The sequence below is a fragment of the Calorimonas adulescens genome (genome assembly GCF_008274215.1).
In the GTDB taxonomy this organism is placed as follows: Bacteria; Bacillota; Thermoanaerobacteria; order Thermoanaerobacterales; family UBA4877; genus Calorimonas; species Calorimonas adulescens.
On sequence record NZ_VTPS01000008.1, the window covers coordinates 92449 to 113490 of the forward strand.

At 33.3% G+C, this 21042-nt stretch carries 22 protein-coding genes; 3 read left to right on the plus strand and 19 right to left on the minus strand.

Translation table 11 applies throughout. From position 1 onward, the window contains the following. Position 1: 1 nt before the first annotated feature. From FWJ32_RS06665 to FWJ32_RS06680, 4 genes are read right to left on the minus strand one after another with little or no spacing between them, the layout of a single operon-like run. Positions 2-1558: an RAMP superfamily CRISPR-associated protein gene (locus FWJ32_RS06665; protein WP_149545185.1), complete on the minus strand. Its 1557-nt coding sequence runs from the start codon at positions 1556-1558 to the stop codon at positions 2-4. Further along, positions 1558-2220: a hypothetical protein gene (locus FWJ32_RS06670; RefSeq protein ID WP_149545186.1), complete on the minus strand. Its 663-nt coding sequence runs from the start codon at positions 2218-2220 to the stop codon at positions 1558-1560. The genes FWJ32_RS06665 and FWJ32_RS06670 overlap by 1 nt, the downstream gene beginning before the upstream one ends. Continuing rightward, a complete protein-coding gene (locus FWJ32_RS06675) occupies positions 2198-3844 on the minus strand; it encodes a hypothetical protein (protein ID WP_149545187.1) in 1647 nt (548 codons plus the stop codon). Before FWJ32_RS06675 ends, FWJ32_RS06670 begins: the two co-directional genes overlap by 23 nt. An 11-nt stretch (positions 3845-3855) precedes the next feature. After that, a complete protein-coding gene (locus FWJ32_RS06680) occupies positions 3856-5097 on the minus strand; it encodes a PDDEXK family nuclease (RefSeq protein ID WP_149545188.1) in 1242 nt (413 codons plus the stop codon). 198 nt (positions 5098-5295) lie between these two features. Here FWJ32_RS06680 and hag point away from each other — a divergent pair, with 198 nt between their 5' ends. The 3 genes from hag (at position 5296) to FWJ32_RS06695 (ending at position 8338) form a co-directional block, all read left to right on the plus strand. Continuing rightward, positions 5296-6144, plus strand: a complete 849-nt coding sequence (gene hag, locus FWJ32_RS06685) for a flagellin Hag (RefSeq protein ID WP_149545189.1) — start codon at positions 5296-5298, stop codon at positions 6142-6144. Positions 6145-6207: 63 nt separating this feature from the next. Next, positions 6208-6573, plus strand: a complete 366-nt coding sequence (locus FWJ32_RS06690; RefSeq protein WP_149545190.1) for a DUF8042 domain-containing protein — start codon at positions 6208-6210, stop codon at positions 6571-6573. Next, entirely contained in the window at positions 6563-8338 is a 1776-nt protein-coding gene (locus FWJ32_RS06695) for a motility associated factor glycosyltransferase family protein (protein WP_162523545.1), read from the plus strand. The genes FWJ32_RS06690 and FWJ32_RS06695 overlap by 11 nt, the downstream gene beginning before the upstream one ends. A 125-nt stretch (positions 8339-8463) precedes the next feature. Here FWJ32_RS06695 and FWJ32_RS06700 read toward each other — a convergent pair whose 3' ends face one another. The 15 genes from FWJ32_RS06700 to FWJ32_RS13310 form a co-directional block, all read right to left on the minus strand. After that, positions 8464-9177 carry an acylneuraminate cytidylyltransferase family protein gene (locus FWJ32_RS06700; RefSeq protein WP_149545192.1) on the minus strand — a complete coding sequence of 238 codons (714 nt, stop codon included), beginning with the start codon at positions 9175-9177 and terminating at the stop codon, positions 8464-8466. Next, a complete protein-coding gene (locus FWJ32_RS06705) occupies positions 9170-10237 on the minus strand; it encodes a nucleotidyltransferase family protein (RefSeq protein WP_149545193.1) in 1068 nt (355 codons plus the stop codon). Before FWJ32_RS06705 ends, FWJ32_RS06700 begins: the two co-directional genes overlap by 8 nt. Positions 10238-10268: 31 nt before the next feature. Then, positions 10269-10913 carry an acetyltransferase gene (locus tag FWJ32_RS06710; RefSeq protein ID WP_149545194.1) on the minus strand — a complete coding sequence of 215 codons (645 nt, stop codon included), beginning with the start codon at positions 10911-10913 and terminating at the stop codon, positions 10269-10271. 29 nt (positions 10914-10942) lie between these two features. Next, positions 10943-11986, minus strand: coding sequence for an N-acetylneuraminate synthase (neuB, locus tag FWJ32_RS06715; RefSeq protein WP_149545195.1), 1044 nt, complete (start codon positions 11984-11986; stop codon positions 10943-10945). 117 nt (positions 11987-12103) lie between these two features. Then, on the minus strand, positions 12104-12769 hold the full coding sequence (locus FWJ32_RS06720) for a PIG-L deacetylase family protein (RefSeq protein ID WP_149545196.1): 666 nt from the start codon (positions 12767-12769) through the stop codon (positions 12104-12106). A 30-nt stretch (positions 12770-12799) separates the two neighbouring features. Beyond that, complete coding sequence (neuC, locus tag FWJ32_RS06725) at positions 12800-13954, minus strand: UDP-N-acetylglucosamine 2-epimerase (RefSeq protein WP_149545197.1); 1155 nt, start codon at positions 13952-13954, stop codon at positions 12800-12802. A gap of 14 nt (positions 13955-13968) precedes the next feature. Next, positions 13969-14970, minus strand: coding sequence for a radical SAM protein (locus FWJ32_RS06730; RefSeq protein WP_149545198.1), 1002 nt, complete (start codon positions 14968-14970; stop codon positions 13969-13971). A gap of 16 nt (positions 14971-14986) precedes the next feature. Then, the gene (locus tag FWJ32_RS06735) at positions 14987-15910 is read right to left on the minus strand and encodes an ATP-grasp domain-containing protein (protein WP_149545199.1); all 924 of its coding nucleotides are present in this window, start codon (positions 15908-15910) and stop codon (positions 14987-14989) included. A gap of 23 nt (positions 15911-15933) precedes the next feature. After that, positions 15934-16635: a TylF/MycF/NovP-related O-methyltransferase gene (locus FWJ32_RS06740; RefSeq protein ID WP_149545200.1), complete on the minus strand. Its 702-nt coding sequence runs from the start codon at positions 16633-16635 to the stop codon at positions 15934-15936. A gap of 29 nt (positions 16636-16664) precedes the next feature. Beyond that, complete coding sequence (locus FWJ32_RS06745) at positions 16665-16919, minus strand: hypothetical protein (protein ID WP_149545201.1); 255 nt, start codon at positions 16917-16919, stop codon at positions 16665-16667. Positions 16920-16966: 47 nt separating this feature from the next. Then, a complete protein-coding gene (locus tag FWJ32_RS06750; RefSeq protein ID WP_149545202.1) occupies positions 16967-17140 on the minus strand; it encodes a class I SAM-dependent methyltransferase in 174 nt (57 codons plus the stop codon). Positions 17141-17347: 207 nt separating this feature from the next. Beyond that, positions 17348-17944, minus strand: coding sequence for a D-glycero-alpha-D-manno-heptose-1,7-bisphosphate 7-phosphatase (locus tag FWJ32_RS06755; protein WP_149545203.1), 597 nt, complete (start codon positions 17942-17944; stop codon positions 17348-17350). 266 nt (positions 17945-18210) lie between these two features. Next, positions 18211-19320, minus strand: coding sequence for a LegC family aminotransferase (locus FWJ32_RS06765; protein ID WP_149545204.1), 1110 nt, complete (start codon positions 19318-19320; stop codon positions 18211-18213). Then, positions 19313-20299: an NAD-dependent 4,6-dehydratase LegB gene (locus FWJ32_RS06770; protein WP_149545205.1), complete on the minus strand. Its 987-nt coding sequence runs from the start codon at positions 20297-20299 to the stop codon at positions 19313-19315. The genes FWJ32_RS06765 and FWJ32_RS06770 overlap by 8 nt, the downstream gene beginning before the upstream one ends. Before the next feature lie 324 nt (positions 20300-20623). Then, a complete protein-coding gene (locus FWJ32_RS13310; protein ID WP_162523546.1) occupies positions 20624-20788 on the minus strand; it encodes a hypothetical protein in 165 nt (54 codons plus the stop codon). Positions 20789-21042 lie beyond the last annotated feature (254 nt).

Below are 21042 nucleotides of genomic sequence, written 5' to 3' on the forward strand. Positions count from 1 at the left end.
TTCATTCACCACCCTTATTCTTTCTATAGAGTCTTTCCAATACCTTATCTATCAATATAACCTTAAAACCAGTTAATTCCTCCTCACTAAGCGATGGTGATATATCTTTAATTTTGACCTTCTCGACCCCAAGCAGGTTGGTGAATTGGTTTTCACTTTTGCCGCAGATGTCATCAATAAATTCTTTTACTCTGGCCTTTTTCAGACCTATAAATGTCTTTTCATACTGGTCCAAATACTTTTTATTTAGTCCTTTAAAATAATTGTTAATTTCATCATAAAGTTCAGAACCATTGCCAAACCTCCTCTTATGGAGTTGAAGACGCAGATTATTTAGCTGTGAATTAGAGATATCACCACCGTCAAAAGCTAAACTGGCAATATAACTTATTATTTTTCTTTTAATCCTCTCATGCCATATCCTTTTTAATATAACCTCAACATTTTTTCTTTCTTCTTCACTCATATCTGGTAATTCGTTATCCCTATATCTCTTACGCTCCCATTTTATCTTTTCTTTTTCTAATTCTTCTTTATGATTAGGGTTAAAAATCAATCGTCCAAAGCCTTCTTCCCTTCTTTCTCCTACCCCTTCATCCATCAGTTTATAAAGTCTATTAATATCAGGTTTTTGAGATGACCTGAGAACAAATGTGCTGCCGGCCTTTATTGCATTAGACTGTGGCAAATTCATACCCCATTTATTGTTGAAACCACCCACAATTTCTGTGGAGAAATACGCATCTATAATCTCTGTATCAACCTTAAGCAAATAGGAAACCAATTCGTTATCAATTTTTACCGTATTCCTACCATATCTGTCATATAGAATGGCATTACTTAAAAACGTCATTCTCAGTGGCTTCCCTTCCTCAATACTTTCCCAATCTAATCCATATACCTCATGCATATATTCGTATGAGTCCTTAAAGATACCTTTGATATTAATTTTACACATGCCATAACCCGCATACTTACCTCTCCCGAGAAAAACATTGTCTCCATCACTCATCAAACCTTTTACTATTTCTATGTAGTCATCGTTGCAGTAAACATCACCGTAAAATGTTTCACCTTCTTTGATTGCGCCATATCTGAACACGTTGCTGTAAGACTTTACCGCTTCCTCAACTTTAAGCCTTCTTTGATGGTGAAAATATTCCCTCATCTCAGGAGTATATATACTTAATATATCATCACTTACATGTACAAAACACTCACTAGGCAAGCTTTTATATCTTCTATCTTTTTTCTGCCGCCCACAAGAAAAATCGTACACTTTCAAATCATCATCTTCATCATAAAATAAGGAAATAGGAGCAGGTATAAAATATATTTCATTTTTATATGGATACAGGTTGGAAAACAGCACACTCCCATCTAAGAGAAATTTTATATCGTTATTTTTACCTGCTTTAATAAGCCTGTCTATAATCACACCTCTTACGGAGCTGCCGGTTATATAAGGCAAGGTCTCATTGCTGTTTACATCATCCCTGTATGTACTAATTATCACAGGTTCTATTGTCTCAATGGTATACAATATATGTCTACTCATCATCTCACCTTCTCAATAAAGGAGTTTAAATATTCGTCAGTTATCTCATTGCTTCCGTCCCATAAGGATACGCTAACCCGTCCTCTTCCTCTTGTCTTTGCAAGACCTATTCCTTTTATTGAAACCAAAGAAACCGTCAGGAGCTCCATGTCAAATACGGTTGGCTCTTCAACAAATACAAGGCTGGAACTAAGAAAATTACCATGAAGCAGCACCCTTGTTGTCCTTAATCTGTTCTTCTTCACTTCCTTTGTCTTTTGATCGACAGCAGTCTGTACTACAGTATTGGTTATCGCATTCTCTACCTCATCCGCAGTAACTCTGTTCTGGCTTATGGCAGCCATTAACCATTTTTCCACTTTTCCCGGAATAACAGCATTACATATATGCATAATACATCCATAAATACTGCCATGGCTTCCAAAAAGCCTCTGCCTTGATACAATATATTCTTCTAAAAAAGGATTTTTATATTGCCTTAAGCAATCTAAGATAAAGTCACACCTTTCTGTCATAATCCCTTTCAACGTTTTTCCTTTGAGCATTGGGAACCCATTACCATCATATTCCAAATCCATATCTACAAATCCAGCTATACCGTCTCCGCTTCCAAACGCGGCATCACTTAACACCTCAATCTTAATCTCGTAAGCTGTCATCATTGTCACCACCTATAGAAAAATACATATCCTTTAGTTCAATCGCATCAAAATATGGTGTTTTCCTGGCATAAAAACCTTCCTCAATATAATTTCTATAAACACCATTTTTAGAATCTGGGAGCTTTATACCGTAGTTATTCAAGTATGTCCTGGTAGAATCCTTGCCATCTCTTAGCATATTTCTAAGCCCTTTCACTTTGCTTCTGGGCCAGCCGTTCTCCTCAGAAAAATTGTTCATCATAGAAACAAAGTTTTCAAACTCCTTAGCCCTTTTGTTGTTTCCAACAAAAAATGGTCTAAAAATGAGTTCTTTATTCCCGCTGATGATACTATACTCTCTTTCCCTTATATCCTCTATATTTTTTGATCTGCTCCCCCTTATTATCTGCCAGTCAATGGCAGATGCCATTTTATCTTTTAACCCTTCATCTTCAAGGAATTTTTTTGAATTTTCACATAGCTGTTCCGCTATAAGATGTGCCATAAAGAAAGGATAATGTGCCTTAACTATTGCTACTCCGCCACAGGCATAAAATGGGTAGCCATCGGACAATTTCTCACTGGAGAGTTTAACCAGAAACTCTTTGCATAATGATACAGCTATCCTACCGTCGCAGACAAATGTCATGTCGTCCCCACCATAAACTATCGGGATAAATGGCATAAGCACATTATTCGCCTCATCCTCATATAATCTGAAAGTACAACCAGAAAACATATCTTTAAAATGCCACTCACTGTCCTTCTTTTCAATACATCCAATCAATTCCTTAATAACAGACTTCATTACATCAATCGATGCATCCTCAATACTCTCAGAAAAACTTCTTATTCTTTGGATATACTCCCTGTCATTTTTAGCATTTTTACCTATTTCCTCTTTTCTTCTGGACATTGAATTCCCATCAATGAATATCACACCTATATAGCTGTTTTCCCCTTTAGTCCTCCCTATCTTGTCAAAATTGTCTGGTATGTCATATCCATTGCGTTTTATTATTTTTTCGAGTCTTTGCTTTCCACTTTTATATGAAAGATATTTTTTCATAGCCACATCCGAAAGCTTCTTTAATTCCTTTTCGCTTTCACCACGTGACAGGTTTATAATATACTCCGCAGGAAGCCCACTGCTCTGACACTTGGCAGTCACCCCAAGGCCCAACACGTCATTATCAATCCTCCTATTCATCTTTTTATAAAAGCTCATCCTGAGGAGCTCCTTCAATGATCTATATAGATTATTCCCGAACTCAAATTCCTCATGGCAAACTAACAGATTCAATCCTGGGACCTTTTTAATCATCTCTCTCGTATATGTTCTGGTAAAAGACCTGGCCGCCTCTGAATTTTTAAAAACTATAAGTGCATTCCCTCCTCCTGCATACACAACCTCGGCATCTATAGAACCGTCCTCAATCCTAAGACTATCATCAAACTCCAGTGGCTTCTCTAGAACCCTTATATTTGTCTTATATCTCATCTGTCTAAAGGCATATCGTATATAGCCATCCATCGCCTCATGCACATTATTAGAAGCCCCTACGTTCTCTTTTAAATAATTGCTTGAAAATAGATACCCCTGTATGCCTCTTACATCAAGCAATGTTGCACAATATACACTCACATGTATCCCCCCTAACTTTCGAGCCAATCGTAAAGTTCATTCCTTAAATTTGCTATCTTATCCCCAAGAATCACTTTTATATCTTTATCATCATAATCATCCCTGCCTCCAAGATCATTTCTTATCTCCAACTCCATCCGCTCGGATGGTCCCCCAAAACTTTTATCATCGCTATTGTTATAATATCCTATGAGACATACACGGGCCTCATCCCCTCCCAACTGATGAGACCTAACATAAACCTCGAGGAGCTTGCTTTTGCACAATCCCCTCTCCCTTGCTGTTGTACATGATATGGCATAGAGTTGGTACCCTTTCATGACCACCACATCCACCTCAAAGTCGGGCATATTATTTTTTTTACCAGTGCCGATATATGTATTCACAGACCCGGCTATATCTGTAATCTTTAAATCCCTCCCGGCTTTACCTTTCCTAATTTCATCAATTAAACCAAGCACATAGTCTTCCAACCATACTCCATCCAAATATTTACATACATCTTCACACTCGTTATAGCCAAATTCTTTTCTTAATTGGTCAATATTGTGTTCTTTTCCATTAATATCTACATTTTTGCTCTTCAGTTCACTTGGTGGGCGCCATTTAGTTTTATCATTTTCTTTTCTCAATTCATTACTAATTTGTTGTTTAAAAGCATCAAACTTTTTGGGGTCTAATGACATATTATAAAGTTTAGATGATAATTCACAATTTATTATTCTTTCCCTTGGGTTTGACTTATATTCAAGCCCATGCAGTTTAACAATATCTTCTATACTTACAGGCACTTTATCTCTCACACATCCGGTCGATACATCATTGCAGAGTAAAGATAAACTCCTTGCATCAAGGTAGCTTGTATTTATTGTACCGTTTTTAAAAACATTCGACAGAGCCTTATAGGCATTTATAGACATCGACTTCGTGCCACCGGTATAATTCAGGTTAATATCAGATGTGGATCTTATCTCTCCCGACTTTTTCTTTTCTTCTAACCAGCTTTTTATCTTGCTGTAAATATCTTCTGGATTGGTTACATCTACTTCTCTGTGCTCATAATCTTCAAAACCACTTTCCAACAAATTCTTAATGTTATCAGCGTATTTAGCAGTACCAGCGGAGTGGACAAAAACAATTTTTTTTGCATATCCTTCAAAGAGCTTAGCTACTACATAATTGGGAAGCGGATTTTTTCCCACTAGTAGCATAAGATATTTTGTCCTGTACCTCTCCATTGCATAATCAGCCATTAGAATCACCTCACAATTTTCCTTTTTTTTATTTTATTTCGATATTTTTTTCAAAACTCCTCTATAATTTTTAAAAAAGAACTATAAACTTACTCCCTTTTTGTCCGATATATAATATCGTAAAAGCAAAGAAGCAGTTCGGCCGGCTGCAAAAAATTATGGCATGGATGCCAAATATATTTTCAAGGAGGAAAAGGTATGATAATAAACCACAACATATCTGCCCTAAACACTTACAGGCAGTTATCAGTCAACAACACAAACGCCCAAAAGTCACTGGAAAAGCTCTCATCGGGCCTCAGGATTAACCGTGCCGGTGACGACGCCGCAGGATTGGCCATATCAGAAAAAATGAGAGGCCAAATCAGGGGATTGGACCAGGCTCAGAGAAATGCCCAGGATGGTATATCCCTCATACAGACAGCAGAGGGTGCATTAAATGAGACTCACTCAATCCTGCAGAGGATGAGAGAGCTGGTTGTTCAAGCAGCAAACGACACAAATACAACCACTGAAGATAGAGCTAATATTCAAAAAGAGATCAGCCAGCTACAAAGTGAAATAAACAGAATTGCATCAACAACGCAGTTTAACACAAAAAATCTCCTTGATGGTACTGCCTCTGGTCTAGTTTTCCAGATAGGTGCTAACCAAGATCAGACTATAACATTGACAATAGCTAAAATGACTGCTTCTGCTCTTAAGGATTCGGCAACCGGTGCAATGAGCATTGCTAGTATTAGTGTTACAGCAGCCGCCACAGCAGGTTCAATCAGCGCTTATATAGATGTAATTGATAAAGCAATCAACCAAGTTTCTGGTGAAAGAGCAAAACTTGGTGCTGTACAAAACAGGTTGGAACACACAATAAATAACCTGTCCACAGCCTCGGAGAACCTGACAGCAGCAGAATCTCGTATCAGAGATACAGACATGGCCAAAGAGATGATGGAGTTCACCAAGAACAACATACTCCAGCAGGCAGCAACTGCAATGCTGGCGCAAGCAAATGCTCAGCCTCAGACTGTACTGCAGCTTTTAAAATAACATAATCTACTTTTAAAAGCCGGCCGGTTTTCCGGCCGGCTTTTAAATACTGGAGGTTAAAAAATGACTGACAATTTACTTGAAGATACATTTAAAGAACTAATATCATATTTACCAAAATTAATCAGCGGTATTGACTCATGCATTGACTCTTTCAGAAATGGTGATATAAACCACGGAATATCGCTGTTATATGACATACTAAACGGCATCGACTGGTCTTTAGATGCTATTGCATTAACAAAACCTCTACATGATACACATATTGATATACAAAATGTAAATAATGTCCTTAATAACCTTTCCACTGCTATAAGAGACAAGGATTACATTTTAACTGCCGATATGTTAGAATACGAGGTAGAAACAGTTTTTATGAAATTTATTGATGCTATAGAAAAAAAGTTTGGTGATGCAAATGGAGGATAATTTTCACATTTCAATAAAACACTCAAAAAGCAGTGTAGATACAGCTACAGTTGACATAAATGGTAAGGAGTACTACATACACAGCCTATATGACCCCATTGCTGAAGCAAAAAGATGGGTCTCAAATATAGAATTAAAAGAAGGCTCAATCTTTGTGGTTTTTGGTCTGGGATTAGGTTATCATATTATAGAACTATGTAAACTGCTTGATAATTCATCTAAGGTCATTGTAATAGAACCATCAAAAGAACTCATTGACATTTTTATCAAAAAAAATGGTCTAAACGACTTAATCTCAAACGGCCAATTGATAATTTGTAACGCTTCATTAAAGACTGAAATATATAATGTTTTATCTAACTCTATTACCTATGATGCTATTGATAGGGTTTATCTTTATGTATTTGGCCAATATGGAAATTTATTCAAAGAATCTTACAATGTTTTTCTTGAAGCGTTCAAGGAATGCATAAACGCCAAGCGGATAGATATAAACACATCACTTTTTTTTGCTGAGAGGTGGCAAAAGAATGTTATATTAAATCTGCCTTACGTAATCGACTCAGTACCCTTTAAGGGCTTGATTAATATGTTTAAAAATAGGCCGGGTATAATAATATCTGCAGGGCCTTCATTAAATAAAAATATAGAACTGCTAAAAGAAGCCAAAAATAAAGCTGTACTTATGGCTGTCGGCACATCCGTAAAAGCGCTTTTAAAGCACAACATCATCCCTGATTTTGTCGTTGCTATTGATGGTTCAGTTGGAAATTACAAGCATTTCAAGAATATTGAGGTTGATTGTCCTTTAGTTTATGACCTGTACCTATACCCAGAAATAGTCGAAGAATATAAAGGGCCTAAAATAATTTCAGTATCTTCATGCCCCTATACCCCTTGGATAGCAAAAGAATTGGATGAAGATTTTGGTTTCATAAATGCCGGTCCTACTGTAGCTAATATGGCATTTGATTTTGCAAGGCAGCTTGGATGCAATCCTATAATATTTGTCGGTCAGGACCTGGCCTACACTGATAACAAGACTCACGCAGATGGTACAACCTACGAGGGACAACGTATAGAAAACCCCGAAAGTGAAAATTATATTTATGTTGACGATATATATGGGAATAAGGTATTGTCAAGCAAAGCCTTCCTCTCCTTTAAAACATGGTTTGAAGACCAGATATATCAGCATCCTGATAGAACCTATATAGACGCCACCGAAGGAGGCGCATATATAAAGGGTACAAAAATAATGACTCTGAGAGATGTCATCAATAAATACTGTTATAGCACTATCGATGTCAAAAAAGCTCTTAATGAATATTTTAGCACTTTTAATGGCTATAGAAAGGAAAATATACAAAAACTGGTATCTGACCTAAAAGATATCGAAAAACAGATAGAGAAGTTAGAGCCCTTATGTGAACGTGGCGAAAAGTTATCCAAAAGGCTCCTTGACGTATATAAAAAAAATATAGGCTACGATGCAGGTAAGCTCCTCAAAGACCTCGACAAGATCGATAAAGAAATAAAAGAATATAAGGATGGACTTGGATTTTTATCTATCATGCTGCACGTAGTTGCCTTTAAAGTGACAAAAGGATTTGAGCCCCAAGATAATGAAACAGAGAAGGAAAAGGGCATACGAGTCTCAAACATGTCTTTTGCCTTATATAATGGCATGTTAACAGCCATGCAAGAAATTAAGCCATATCTCGCGAGATGTATCGAGAACATCCAAAGCAAATACTTAAAATAACATGCTTTTAGTCAAAATAGGTCGTATGGTTACTTTTTATTTCCAATTATAGATTAAATATTCTCCAAGGTATGTAGACAGCAATGATGTTTAACATACCTTGACTCTTATTTCATTATTTACTGTTATTTAACAGAAATATCTTTTGTTTTCATCAAAAATTCAGCAAACTTCAAATCCAATTCATCATCAACATCTACAGATCTTTCTTTTGGCATTATGTATGCATATGTTTTATCCCCATAGAAACTATTACATTGTTTTATATAATCCCATTTAGCTAAATATATTGCTCCATTTAAACGATAATAAGTTTTCAACTCTTGTCTGTTCTTATCCAATACTTCTTTATCTATAAAGTCTTTCATACACAAATCTTCTCTCAATGTATTCATCCATAATGGTGAATGCTCAGCCTCACAAACTGACACAATAGCATCAGCATTCTTCTCAAAAAATAAGTTTAATGCATTTTTAATATCTTCTGAATTTCTTAATGGGGATGTAGGCTGTAAAAGCATCAATAAATCAAATTTCTCATTATGATCTTCAAGCCACCGCATCGCGTGTAATACGACATCAATTCCTTTTGCTTCATCTGTTGCTAATACTTCTGGGCGTATAAAAGGAACTTCTGCACCATATTTTTTAGATACATCCGCTATATTAATATCATCGGTCGATACAATTATTTTGTCAAAAAAACCTGCCTGCAACGCTGCTTCAATAGCATAAGAAATAAGAGGTTTACCTGAAAGGTGTCTTAAATTCTTTCGTGGAATCCCTTTAGAACCTCCTCGCGCAGGTATTAATGCTAATATCGTTTGACCATTATACATTTATATCACCATATAATTTTCTAAAATATTCCAATGTGGTTTTGTATTCCTCCCATTGTCCTACATCGAACCATTTTGAACTTATAGGATAGACCCCTACCTTAAAACCACATTCTTTAGATTTCAATAAAAGATCAGGCATATTTACAGGTTGACCTTCAGGAATCAAATCTATGATTTCAGGCTCTAAAACATAAATACCAGAGTTTATAACAAAGTAATATTCTGGTTTTTCAGTTATTCGCTCAAGAATACCATCTTTAACATCCAAAACGCCATAAGGGATCTGCATATTTTTTATAACGCCAACAATAGTCGCCTGATTACTATTACTCCTATGGTACTTTAATAATTCGTCAAAATCAACCTCAACAATTACATCACAATTTGAAACTATAAATGATTCCTTTAGCATGTTCTTAGCCAATTGAAGTGCTCCAGCAGTCCCTAAAAATTCCTTTTCATTTGTATATGTAATGTTGTAACCGTCTGGATTTTCTGAAAAATATAATTTTATCATCTCGGCCTTGTAATTAAGCGCTATGATAAAGTTATTAAAACCATATTTTTTAAAATTACTCATTATAACCTCTATTATTGGTTTTTCCCCAATAGGTATTAGCGGCTTGGGAAGTATTTTGGTAAATGGGTCCAACCTTGTCCCCTTTCCTCCCGCCATTATAAAGACATAGTTTGATTTATTGGTATATTGCTTAACTCCAAATAATTCTTCAATCATTATTAAGTCTATAACTGTATTACTAACATCTAAAACCGGTACAACTCTAATTTTATACTTCAACATCAGTTCATAAGCTTTATCTTCTTCGCCTTTATATACAAACCTAGGCGACCTATTCATTATCTCTCCAATAAATTCGTCCAGTGATATGTTTTTTAAAATAGACCTTCTTATATCTCCATCAGCAACAGTACCAATCAATCTATTGTGGTCATCAACCACAATCAGAATCTGTAACCCATTATCATTTATCTTTTTTATTGCATCTCTTATTGTGCAATTTGCATGGGCCAAAGCATTTTTTACAATATCCTTCATAAAAAATCTCCTCATCCGCTCATAAGATATATTATCTATAACCAATAATCTTCCCTGGAACACCTGTGACAACAGCATTATCAAGAACGTCATTTATAATAACCGTTCCCGCTCCAATCAGCGCATTTTTTCCTATTTTTATACCCTGAATTATTACTGCTCCAATACCTACAAAACTTTCATCTCCAATCTCAACACCACCTGCAATTTTAGAACCTGGAGCAATATGCACATGATCTCCAATTCTACAATCGTGTTCCACTACTGCTGCAGTATTTATTATAACGTTATTACCAACTTCTGCATCCGGACCAATTACTGATTCAGCCATAACCACATTTCCCTCACCAAATTTACTATATTGGGAAATCACTGCTTTAGGATGAAACACATTTACCATATTAAAACCTATACTTTTTGCAGCATTATATAGGTTTTTCCTTATCTTATTATCTCCTGTACTTCCCACCGCTATCAAGGCATGTTTAATACCTTTATTATAAAAATCACATAAACATTCGTCACTACCTATTATGGGAACGCCCAATATTCGCCCACCTATTCTTTCGTTTTCTTTATCTATAAGCCCTACAATCTTATAAGTATCCACGGTTTTCAGAATTTCCAATATAGCCTTAGCATGTCCACCAGCACCAATTAAAATCAATTCTTCCAAATAAATCCCCCATCTCCACTCCTTTTAATTCATTCTAACATATCCAAGCTAATTATTGTATCTTTTAAAATATCAATCTTAGCTTTCCTACCTATTATGTAACCTATATCTTTTGGCGGTATACCAGTTCCAGGTCTTTTTACCGTCAGCATATCCCTTTCTATGACCATACCTCTTTTTATATCACAATCTGTTACAACGCTTTTGCGCGCCACCTTCCTAGCATTTTCTTCAGCATACATACATCTCTTTATCCCATCCCCCAATGAACATTCTACGTTTCTTATGCTATTTATCATTTGCTTAAATTCAAAAGGCTCCAATGAAGCTTTATGATCAGGCCCCGGTAAATTTTTATCAAGTGTAAAATGCTTCTCAATAACTTTTGCCCCCAGTGCTACTGCTGCTATCGGAACCTCAATGCCTAATGTATGATCTGAATAACCAACTGAAAACTTAAATGCATTTTTAAGAGTAAGCATTGCATTCAAATTCACATCTCTGTAGTCTGCCGGGTAGTTTGATATACAATGTAAAAGTATGATTTTCTCATTACCTGTTTTCCTTATAGTGTCTATCGCATCTTCTATTTCTCCAAGATCAGACATCCCCGTTGATATTATCATTGGTTTATTTCTTCGCGCAATATATTCAATAAATGGCAAATTAGTAATATCACCTGATCCTATCTTATATGCAGCTACATCACATTTATCCAATACATCAGCACTCTCAAAATCAAAAGGAGTAGATAAATAAATTATACCCATTTGCTGGCAATATTTCATAAGCTCAATATGTTGATCATATGTAAGTTCTAATTTTTTTAGCATATCATATTGCGATTCATTTTCATCAGTGGTTTTTTTCTGATATTCAGCTTTTTCTGCGTTTTTTAGCACCAAGTTCTCAGCTTTAAAAATTTGAAACTTAATTGCATCTGCTCCAGTTTCCACAGCTGCATCTATCATTTTTTTGGCCAATTCTACACTTCCGTTATGATTTACCCCTGCCTCTGCGATTATAAAAGCAGGAGAATCCTCACCTATAATTCTATCACCTATTTTTATCATATGGTCATCCCACTTTCATATCTTATATAATTCCTTACATTATGTGATTTGTATTTCTAATTATAATAATTTTAACCCCTTCCACCTTGTCAATACTATTTTTCGTTGATATCACTTTTAAAACCTTTCTCTTACAAGCATAAATGCTTCAGCATAATCAACACCACATGATGCCCCCCTATATCTTGCTAATGCTTTTATATTGTCTAAACTTCTAGGTAAAGGTGGATACTGAACTTCCGACTGATATATATTCATAATTTGCATTTTTTCATCAATAAAATCAGTTATATTACTATACACGTTAGGTATAAAAATATTTTCTGGAAAACCTGGTGCTATTTCAGTTTCTGAGATACATTCATACATGAGTATTCTTTTGATAAATGGATATCTAAAACTTTTAGTACAACTTATTAATGCCTTGGCCGCAATTTGATGATCAGTATGTATATCTGATCTATTATTCATATAAATAATTTCTGGTTTTATTTCATTAATCACTTGTGATGTAGAATTTATTAGATTACTAAAATCTACTGCGTGCAATTTTGTAGTATTAAATCCCAGTTCATACACCATTTCGAAGCCATAAATATTAGAAACATCTTGAATCTGCTTTTTTCTTTTCTCCATAAATTCTCTGCTAAAACTTAACGATTCATCTGGTTTTGTAATTATCATCCAAAATAACTCATCACCGTATGTTTTATGTTTTAATAATGTACCACCACAGCCTAATGTTTCATCATCTGGATGAACCGAAACAACCAATACTTTCATACTATCACCTTTTGTAAGTTTATGTTTGGGCTAATATACAATCTGTTTATTCAATAACTTTGAATCTATTGGAGTATTTAATACTATATCTACTATTCTTTTCGAACTATAACCATCTCCATATGGATTAGAACAATTTTTACACATATTAATAAACTCTTTATCATTTATAGCTTTATTTATAGCTTCTTTTATTTTTTCTTTATCATGGGGTACGAAAATTATATTTTCAGAATGTTGTCTTTGTCTTTGCCTGTTTCCAACATTAACAACCGGTATCTTCAAAAAAGGTGCCTCTAATATGCCTGAACTTGAATTTCCCAGCAACAAAGCAGTTTTTCTTTGTAAATTGACAAATATATCTCTGGGTAAAGTTTTATATGCTTTTATAAAATCATATTTTTGTTCAAACTCATTTATTACTTTTATCATTTCATATGACCCTGCATCTGAATTAGGATATATTATTATCGTATAATAACCCAACTCACTAACCGCTTGTAAAGTTATTCGCATCTGTTCCCCTGCTTGACCAACTTCTGAACTTAACGGATGTTGAATCAATAATATAAATGAAGTGTTTTCTTTTAAATCCGTTCCTAATTTTTTATTTATACAATCGAATGATAAATCAGGTTGCTTTCTTATAGAATCTAATGCAGGATTGCCTACTACATGAACTCTCCACGGTTCTTCGCCCATTTTTAGAATTCTCTCTCCATTTTCTCTTGTAACAGGAAAATGTAAGTGTGCCAATTTAGTTACTGCATGTCTCACAGAATCATCTATATTTCCAACTACCCTATCCCCTCCACAAATATGTGCAACTGGTATATTTAAATAAGTTCCTACAATAGCGGTTGCAATACTTTCTTCTCTATCTCCTAAAACTAAAAGCCAATCTGGATTTTCTCTGACTACTATATCTGTGAGCCCCATAATTTGAATTCCAAGAGACTTGCATCTTCCTGATAAAAAATCAGAAGACAATAGGTTTTCTAATTTAATTATGTCATATCCATCACGTTCGATTAATTTATATGTATAACCATGAACAGGAGATAAGTGCGCCCCTGTAACTACTACTTTTAAACAAACATCTTTTTTAGAAACAAATTCCTCAAAAACTGGCTGTAAAATAAAATACTCAGATCGAATTCCAGTAACAGCTAATATTTTTTTCACAGCAAAACATCTCCCTACCAACATTTATACCATTCATTACATTTCGAACATAGATCAATCTTCTCATAATCTTTAGATATAAATATTTTTCTAAAGTTATTATATTTTTCACTATTCCATATTTTCTTTATAGAACTATTATTAACATTATCAATTACTATTTTACCATTAAAATCAATACAACATATGGTAACATCACCGTTATAGAAAATCATTGTATAATTCCATAAATGTCTGCACGGTAATTTCCCATAATTTTTAATAACCTCTATGATCTGTTCCCAATCTTCAACAACTAACTTTTCTGTATTTATTCCTTCATTTTCTAAAGCTTTTTTAAAACTTTTTAAATCATTTCTTGTTATGTCGGTCGAACTTCTCAGATCTTTAACTTCACCGGCAAGTGTCTTTACTTGTCGAGAATAAATTACATCATTTTCTCCAAGATATTCTGCCCAATAAAGCAGCGCGTCTTTAATTTCACTAAAGTTTTCACCCATATTTAACATATTTATTTGTATAATAGTCCGATAACTTTTTCTGTTTTTTAAAATTAACAAATTTGTAATATTATCAATTACTTTTTCAAATACATCAATACCTTTGATTTTTTTATATGATTCTCTGTTCGCAGCATCTAATGATATCATGATTTTATCTATTCTACTTTCCAATAAATCAGCAGCAACTTCTTTATCCAATAAAACGCCATTTGTATTAATCATTGTTCTGATATTGTAAAATTTTAATTTATTTATTACGTTAATAGCTTCAGGATGCAACAACGGTTCACCAACTCCACAAATATCAACTCCATTTATTAACATATGTTTATTTTCTATAACTTCATCCAAAATTTTATTAATTGTTTCATTTGACATATAGCCTTTTCCCCTAAAATTATCCTTACCATTCGTACACATAATACAATTTAAATTACAATAATTCGTTAATTCTAAATTTATTGCTTTAGGAAAAACAGGAACTTGGCTAAGTGAATTATATATTTGAATCATTCAATCCATCCTCCACTTATAATAGATTGCTTTCATGAATAATTAGATCCTCATAAAATCTAAACATATAATTGTTATATATAACTTTTTTAGGAACGTATTCTTTATTATAATAAAAACACTCTATAGCTTTAAACCAATTATCTGATGAAGCAAAAGATAAGGAGATTCCTCCTGCTATTCTTGGATTTATTTCAATAAAATTGATATCGTCTCCATTTTTAAAACATTGTATATTTATGATTCCAACAGGTTTTAGTCTAGAAATTATCAATTTTACATATTCTATTATTTTCTCATCATATATCGTAACACCTTTCGTAGATACACCTGATTCAGTCTCAATTCTCTTTCGTGGAATTATATATATAGGATTTGATTTTAGATCGCATAATACATCAATTGTATATTCTTCACCTTCAACTAATTCTTGAGATATATATCCTTTCATATTAAAGTTTTCTGGTAAATTATTTTTATGGTAAATTCCACAACCCCCTCTGCCAATTCTAGGTTTTAGCAGTTCAAACTCGTTTTTCAAAGAAGTTCTTGGAGTTGGTATATCATTTTCACAAAAGAAATTATATGTTTTCCATTTATCTATACAAATTTCTATTACTTCTTCATCTGATATTACCACATTTGTATTATATCTCTCTTTAAAATATTTTTTTCTTTTACTCCATTCCAACAAACCTTCATTTACTGTACAAAATACCAAATCTATTTTCTCATTCTTTACTATTTCCTCTATTTTTTCAAAGCAATTTTTGCAATTTTTTTCAGAATACTTAGGAACTATATATGGTTTCAAACCTTTGTATAAACCAAAGGATTTATTAGTTATATCTATTCCAACAAGTTGCCAATTCATTTGGTTATAATATTTTAATTGTGTTCCAAAAACCATGCTACCTATACCTTCAACTAAAACTTTCATAATAATTACCTCTCAAAAAATTTTTATAACTGAATATATGCTATATTAGGATCAAAATCAAACTTTTTTATTTCTAATTTATTTAAACTTACAAATTTCTCCAGCAAAGCTATCGTTTCTCCTGGCCAGTATTGATTATTTATTTCATCAAAAGCTATTATTCCGCCTTTTGGTATCCTTGGCAACAAAATATCCAATGCTACTTTTGTTGGTTCGTATAAATCAAAATCTAAAAACAATAATGCAACTATTAAGTGCTTATTATTCACCACATATTCAGGTATAGTTTTTGTAGCATTACCTTTAATTAATTCTATCTTGCTAAACTGATTCAAAAATCTATTCTCATCATATTCCTTAATAATCTCTAATAGCTCCTCATAAACATTGTATGAGGCAGAAAATCCTTTTTCTTTCAAATTTTCATTTTCATATAATCCTCTATCCTTACTTGACATAGAAGGAAATCCTTCAAATGTATCAAATCCTATTACCTTCCTATGTATAGCATAAGGCTCCAAAGCTGCTGATAGTTTTGCCCAAGCCATAAGCCCTCCGCCATGATGAACTCCACATTCAATAATAGAACCCTTAACATTTCTTATAAGCTTAAATAATTCATATCTTGCTAAAAACCTTGATAACGCCTGTCTCCTAACATACTTTTCAAAATTATTTAGTTTTGTATTTATATCATAATCATATTTATAAAATAATTCACTCATATTACCCACCTTTATCCTCTATACTAAAACTAAATTTTTTCTGCTATAATGTGCCATCTAGAATTTTTATTCCTATTGATTGCAGATTCTCTTTGAATCAATATTGCTTCTATAATTCTAAACTCATCCTCAAGTAACATGTTAATTTTGCTCCAATTAAAATAGGATTGAATTGTCCCATATTCATGTTGAGTCTTTACTACTTCTTCACCATCATTTTCTCTGTAGTGCTCATAGTCACAACCAGAAACAACATCAAAATAAAGTAAGCCACCTTTTTTCATAACTCTATAAACTTCTTTAATTCCTTCTTTTGCATTTAAAAGACATACTATTCCAATACACCATGTGAAATTACAAAATCAAAGAAATTGCTTCCATATGGCATACTAGTTATTGATCCCACTATCAATCTTTCTTTTAAATGATGCCTTTGCAATCTATCAAACCACTTTTTTGCAAAATCTATTGCTTCAGCAGCCAAATCTATTCCAATAAAGTTCAAATCTCATATCATCTAAAAAAATCATATGTCTTCCTATCCTACAATCCAAATCTAAACATTTAGACATATTCCTAATATATATTTATAAATTCATCTATTCCTATCCTTTTTCTTATATACTTTGAAACAAATCTCACTACTTCCTCGTTGGGTAAAAAACAAAGTTATCTTTATTCTTTATCTTTATTCTTGTAAGAAGAATTCCACTCATTCTGCTTTAATAAATCCATTTAGTTCGCCCCTTAGAATTAAATTTACTGCTTCATAAAGATTATTAGCAACATAATCTGGGCAAACTCTATAAGTTCCATCAGAACCTGCCAATCCAGTTTTTACTAATACAGTTTTTATATTACAATTGATACCTGTTTGTATATCAACTGTACTATCGCCTATTATATATGATTTTGATAAATCTATATTATACTTATCTTGTGCCATCTCTATCATACCTATATCTGGTTTTCGACAATCACACTTAATTTTAAATTCTGAGTTCTCTTCAGGATATCCTTTATCAGGATGATGCGGACAGATAAATATATCATCCAAATAAGCTCCTTTTTCATTTAATAATTTCATAAGCTTTTCATTTATTTGCCCTGCTTCTTCAAGGCTATATAAATTCTTAGCAACACCTGGTTGATTAGAAATAACTATACATAAATACTCACTTTTATTTACTAATTTAATTGCTTCCGCAGCTCCATCTATCAATTCAATATCATCAGGTTTACTTATCAATCCTTTATAAACATTAATAGTCCCATCTCTGTCTAAAAATATACATTTGTTTCTCTCCATAAAAATCACCTAATTTTATCAAATTCAATAAGTGTATCTTTTTTATATCATCTGTAGTTCTTTGCTTAAAACTTTCATCTTTTTTCTATGTTTCTTTTTGTAAGCCCGAATTCCGGCAATAAATGAGACCCTGTTACAATAAGTTGTAATTCCAATTCTGGAACATTCGCAATCTCTTTAAGTGTTCCAGTACAATAAGCCGTATTCTGCCCTTGTTCCTGTAACAACTGCTATTTTTCTCATATTTTGCCATCTCCATCAATAGTTTATATTCCCAATATTTCTAATAGAGATTTTGCTGTATATTCTATTCCCTCCGGCTCGTTTAGTGTCGATGATGGAAGGTTTAATCCTCTTTCATAAATATCATACGAATTATTATAGTTTCCTCTCTTATATTTTAAATATGGCGGCATATCTACTATCGGTTTAAATATTCTCCTGCTCGGTATTTCTCTATCTTTTAATTTATCCTGAATCTCTGGTATTGTTTTTTTCACTTTTTTAGTATCTATTTTTATAGAAAATAACCACGATGAACTGATAGCATCTGTATACTCCTTTTGCAGCTCTATTACCTCAATTCCATCAAATACGTCTTTATATATTTTCTTAAATAATTGTTTCTTGGATAGAAATTCATCTAATCGTTCAAATTGCGCAAGACCCAATGCCGCTTCTAAATTTGTCATCCTGTAATTAAAGCCTATTTCTGAATGATGATATCCAGGAAAATTATCCCTCGCCTGATTAACAAGATACTTGATATGCTCAGCTCTTTTTTTGTCATTTGTTGCTATCATTCCTCCCCCACCTGTCGTAATTATCTTATTTCCGTTAAAGCTGAAGCATCCCATATGGCCGATAGTTCCTGTATATTTACCTTTATATATCGCCCCGAGGCTTTCTGTTGCATCTTCAATGACATATAACCCATGCTCTCCGGCAATCTTCATAATCGTATTCATATCGCATGGATTACCATATAAATGTACAACTATAATCGCCTTTGTCTTAGATGTTATTGCTCCTTTGATTTTTTCCGGATCTATATTCCAAGTATTCGCATCCACATCTACAAATACAGGAGTTGCACCACAATAAACAATGGGATTAACTGTTGCTACAAATGTGATAGCAGGTACGATCACCTCATCACCTGCTCCTATTCCCAATTCATATAATGCCATATGTATTGCTGCTGTACCACTCTGCACTGAAACACAGGAATTAACATTTAAATATTTTGCAAATTTTTCTTCAAACTCGGGCACAAAGGGACCTAAAGTAGACACAAAGTTACTATCAACTGCCCGTAAAAGATAATCTTTCTCTAAGTCACTTAAATTAGGAGAATCAAGATATATATCAAACATTATATACCTCCGGTTTATATATATTTAAATTTGCTTCTATCCATCTTATGGTCTCAATTAGTCCATCTTCTAATGAGTACTGGGGTTCCCAATCTGTATACTTCTTTATCTTAGAATTATCACACAGTAATCTTTCAACTTCGCTTTTTTCGGGTCTAAGTCTCTGAACTTCCTGCAGTATCTCTACATCTTTTCCCATTAGTTTAGAAATTAATTTAGCCAAATCTCCTATTGATATTTCTTTTCCTGACCCTATATTTGTAACTTCTCCCACAAGTTCATCACATTCCGCAATTTTTATAAATCCATTTACTGTATCTTTAACGAAATTCATATCCCTTGTAGGTTTTAGATTACCAAGATTTATTTGCCTTTTGCCACTTAAAACCTGTGTAATTATTGTTGGTATCACAGCTCTTGCAGATTGACGTGGTCCATACGTATTAAAAGGTCTTGCAATTGTTACGGGTAAATTGAATGCATTGTAAAAGCTCAAGGCAATATTATCAGCACCTATCTTAGTAGCAGAATATGGTGATTGTGGCTGAAATGGATGGAGTTCATCAATAGGTATATATTTGGCTGTTCCGTAAACTTCACTAGTTGATGTGTGTACTACTCGTTCCACGTTTAGCTCTCTTGCCGCCTGTAATACATTGTATGTACCTTCTATGTTGGTCTTTACATAGGCAAGCGGTGATACATATGAATATGGAATTCCAATAAGAGCAGCTAAATGAAAAACTATCTCAATTCCCTTCATTGAATCTTTTACACTATCATAGTCTCTAATATCACCTGAATAAATTTCTATTTCATTCTTATATATAGATGTTTCAAGCCATCCCCAGCTATTTTGTGAATTATATTTTACAAATGCTTTTACTTTTGCCCCTTTTTCCACTAATTTCTCTGCAAGATGTGAACCAATAAATCCTCCTGCTCCCGTAACGAGAACTTTTCTGCCTTCCAGCTTCATAATATACATCCCCATATTTATAAATTATTAAAGTAGATTTGTAGGTAGTTAACAGGTTTAATGAAATAGATATTAAGATTTTATTTCAAAAGATATTAAAAAATTATTTGGTTTTTTATAACTACTTACCACTGTGTCTTCTGCACCCCACCAAACATAAGTCTAACAACATTGCTATCTCCTATTTGTTATCTTCAATTAATATTTTAAACTCCATCGATTTATACAAATATTTTGTTTTAAAATTCCATATATCTCTTTGCACATTGTTATAAACATCCCTTGATGAATAAACTTTAAAATCTTCTATGCCAAGAAAGATCCTTAAAAATCTTTATACAAATAACCGAATCTTCTTCCGAAAAGACTGTCTCTATATTTTTTTAAAGTAACAAAAAAATCATCTATAAAATATATATATGATTCTTTAAACACTCTTATTGATGCTTCAGCAACCTTGACATGTTCATATCTTACTGCTGCTTCCACATTATCCGATCCTTCCGAGTACACAATAATTCATTACTGTGGATTATTCAAACAAAGCAATTGTCACCACAATGTTATTATATATCATATATATCGGCAGATGTATAAATAATTTTATACTAGCAAAAAATGTATTGAGACCAGTCACATTCGCAATGTACTGGCCCCCGATTATTTGGACTTAAACGACTAACACTCCTCGACTCACATTATTTCTTAAAATTTCTTCATAAAATTTGCTTGGCGTCATATAG

What these genes read in the sequence shown, in the direction of transcription:
- FWJ32_RS06665 (WP_149545185.1), bottom strand. Translation starts at nt 1,558, where the DNA reads ATGAGTAGACATATATTGTATACCATTGAGACAATAGAACCTGTGATA.
- FWJ32_RS06670 (WP_149545186.1), bottom strand. Translation starts at nt 2,220, where the DNA reads ATGATGACAGCTTACGAGATTAAGATTGAGGTGTTAAGTGATGCCGCG.
- FWJ32_RS06680 (WP_149545188.1), bottom strand. Translation starts at nt 5,097, where the DNA reads ATGGCTGATTATGCAATGGAGAGGTACAGGACAAAATATCTTATGCTA.
- hag (WP_149545189.1), top strand. Translation starts at nt 5,296, where the DNA reads ATGATAATAAACCACAACATATCTGCCCTAAACACTTACAGGCAGTTA.
- FWJ32_RS06690 (WP_149545190.1), top strand. Translation starts at nt 6,208, where the DNA reads ATGACTGACAATTTACTTGAAGATACATTTAAAGAACTAATATCATAT.
- FWJ32_RS06695 (WP_162523545.1), top strand. Translation starts at nt 6,563, where the DNA reads ATGGAGGATAATTTTCACATTTCAATAAAACACTCAAAAAGCAGTGTA.
- FWJ32_RS06700 (WP_149545192.1), bottom strand. Translation starts at nt 9,177, where the DNA reads ATGTATAATGGTCAAACGATATTAGCATTAATACCTGCGCGAGGAGGT.
- FWJ32_RS06705 (WP_149545193.1), bottom strand. Translation starts at nt 10,237, where the DNA reads ATGAAGGATATTGTAAAAAATGCTTTGGCCCATGCAAATTGCACAATA.
- neuB (WP_149545195.1), bottom strand. Translation starts at nt 11,986, where the DNA reads ATGATAAAAATAGGTGATAGAATTATAGGTGAGGATTCTCCTGCTTTT.
- FWJ32_RS06720 (WP_149545196.1), bottom strand. Translation starts at nt 12,769, where the DNA reads ATGAAAGTATTGGTTGTTTCGGTTCATCCAGATGATGAAACATTAGGC.
- FWJ32_RS06730 (WP_149545198.1), bottom strand. Translation starts at nt 14,970, where the DNA reads ATGATTCAAATATATAATTCACTTAGCCAAGTTCCTGTTTTTCCTAAA.
- FWJ32_RS06735 (WP_149545199.1), bottom strand. Translation starts at nt 15,910, where the DNA reads ATGAAAGTTTTAGTTGAAGGTATAGGTAGCATGGTTTTTGGAACACAA.
- FWJ32_RS06740 (WP_149545200.1), bottom strand. Translation starts at nt 16,635, where the DNA reads ATGAGTGAATTATTTTATAAATATGATTATGATATAAATACAAAACTA.
- FWJ32_RS06745 (WP_149545201.1), bottom strand. Translation starts at nt 16,919, where the DNA reads ATGAAAAAAGGTGGCTTACTTTATTTTGATGTTGTTTCTGGTTGTGAC.
- FWJ32_RS06755 (WP_149545203.1), bottom strand. Translation starts at nt 17,944, where the DNA reads ATGGAGAGAAACAAATGTATATTTTTAGACAGAGATGGGACTATTAAT.
- FWJ32_RS06765 (WP_149545204.1), bottom strand. Translation starts at nt 19,320, where the DNA reads ATGTTTGATATATATCTTGATTCTCCTAATTTAAGTGACTTAGAGAAA.
- FWJ32_RS06770 (WP_149545205.1), bottom strand. Translation starts at nt 20,299, where the DNA reads ATGAAGCTGGAAGGCAGAAAAGTTCTCGTTACGGGAGCAGGAGGATTT.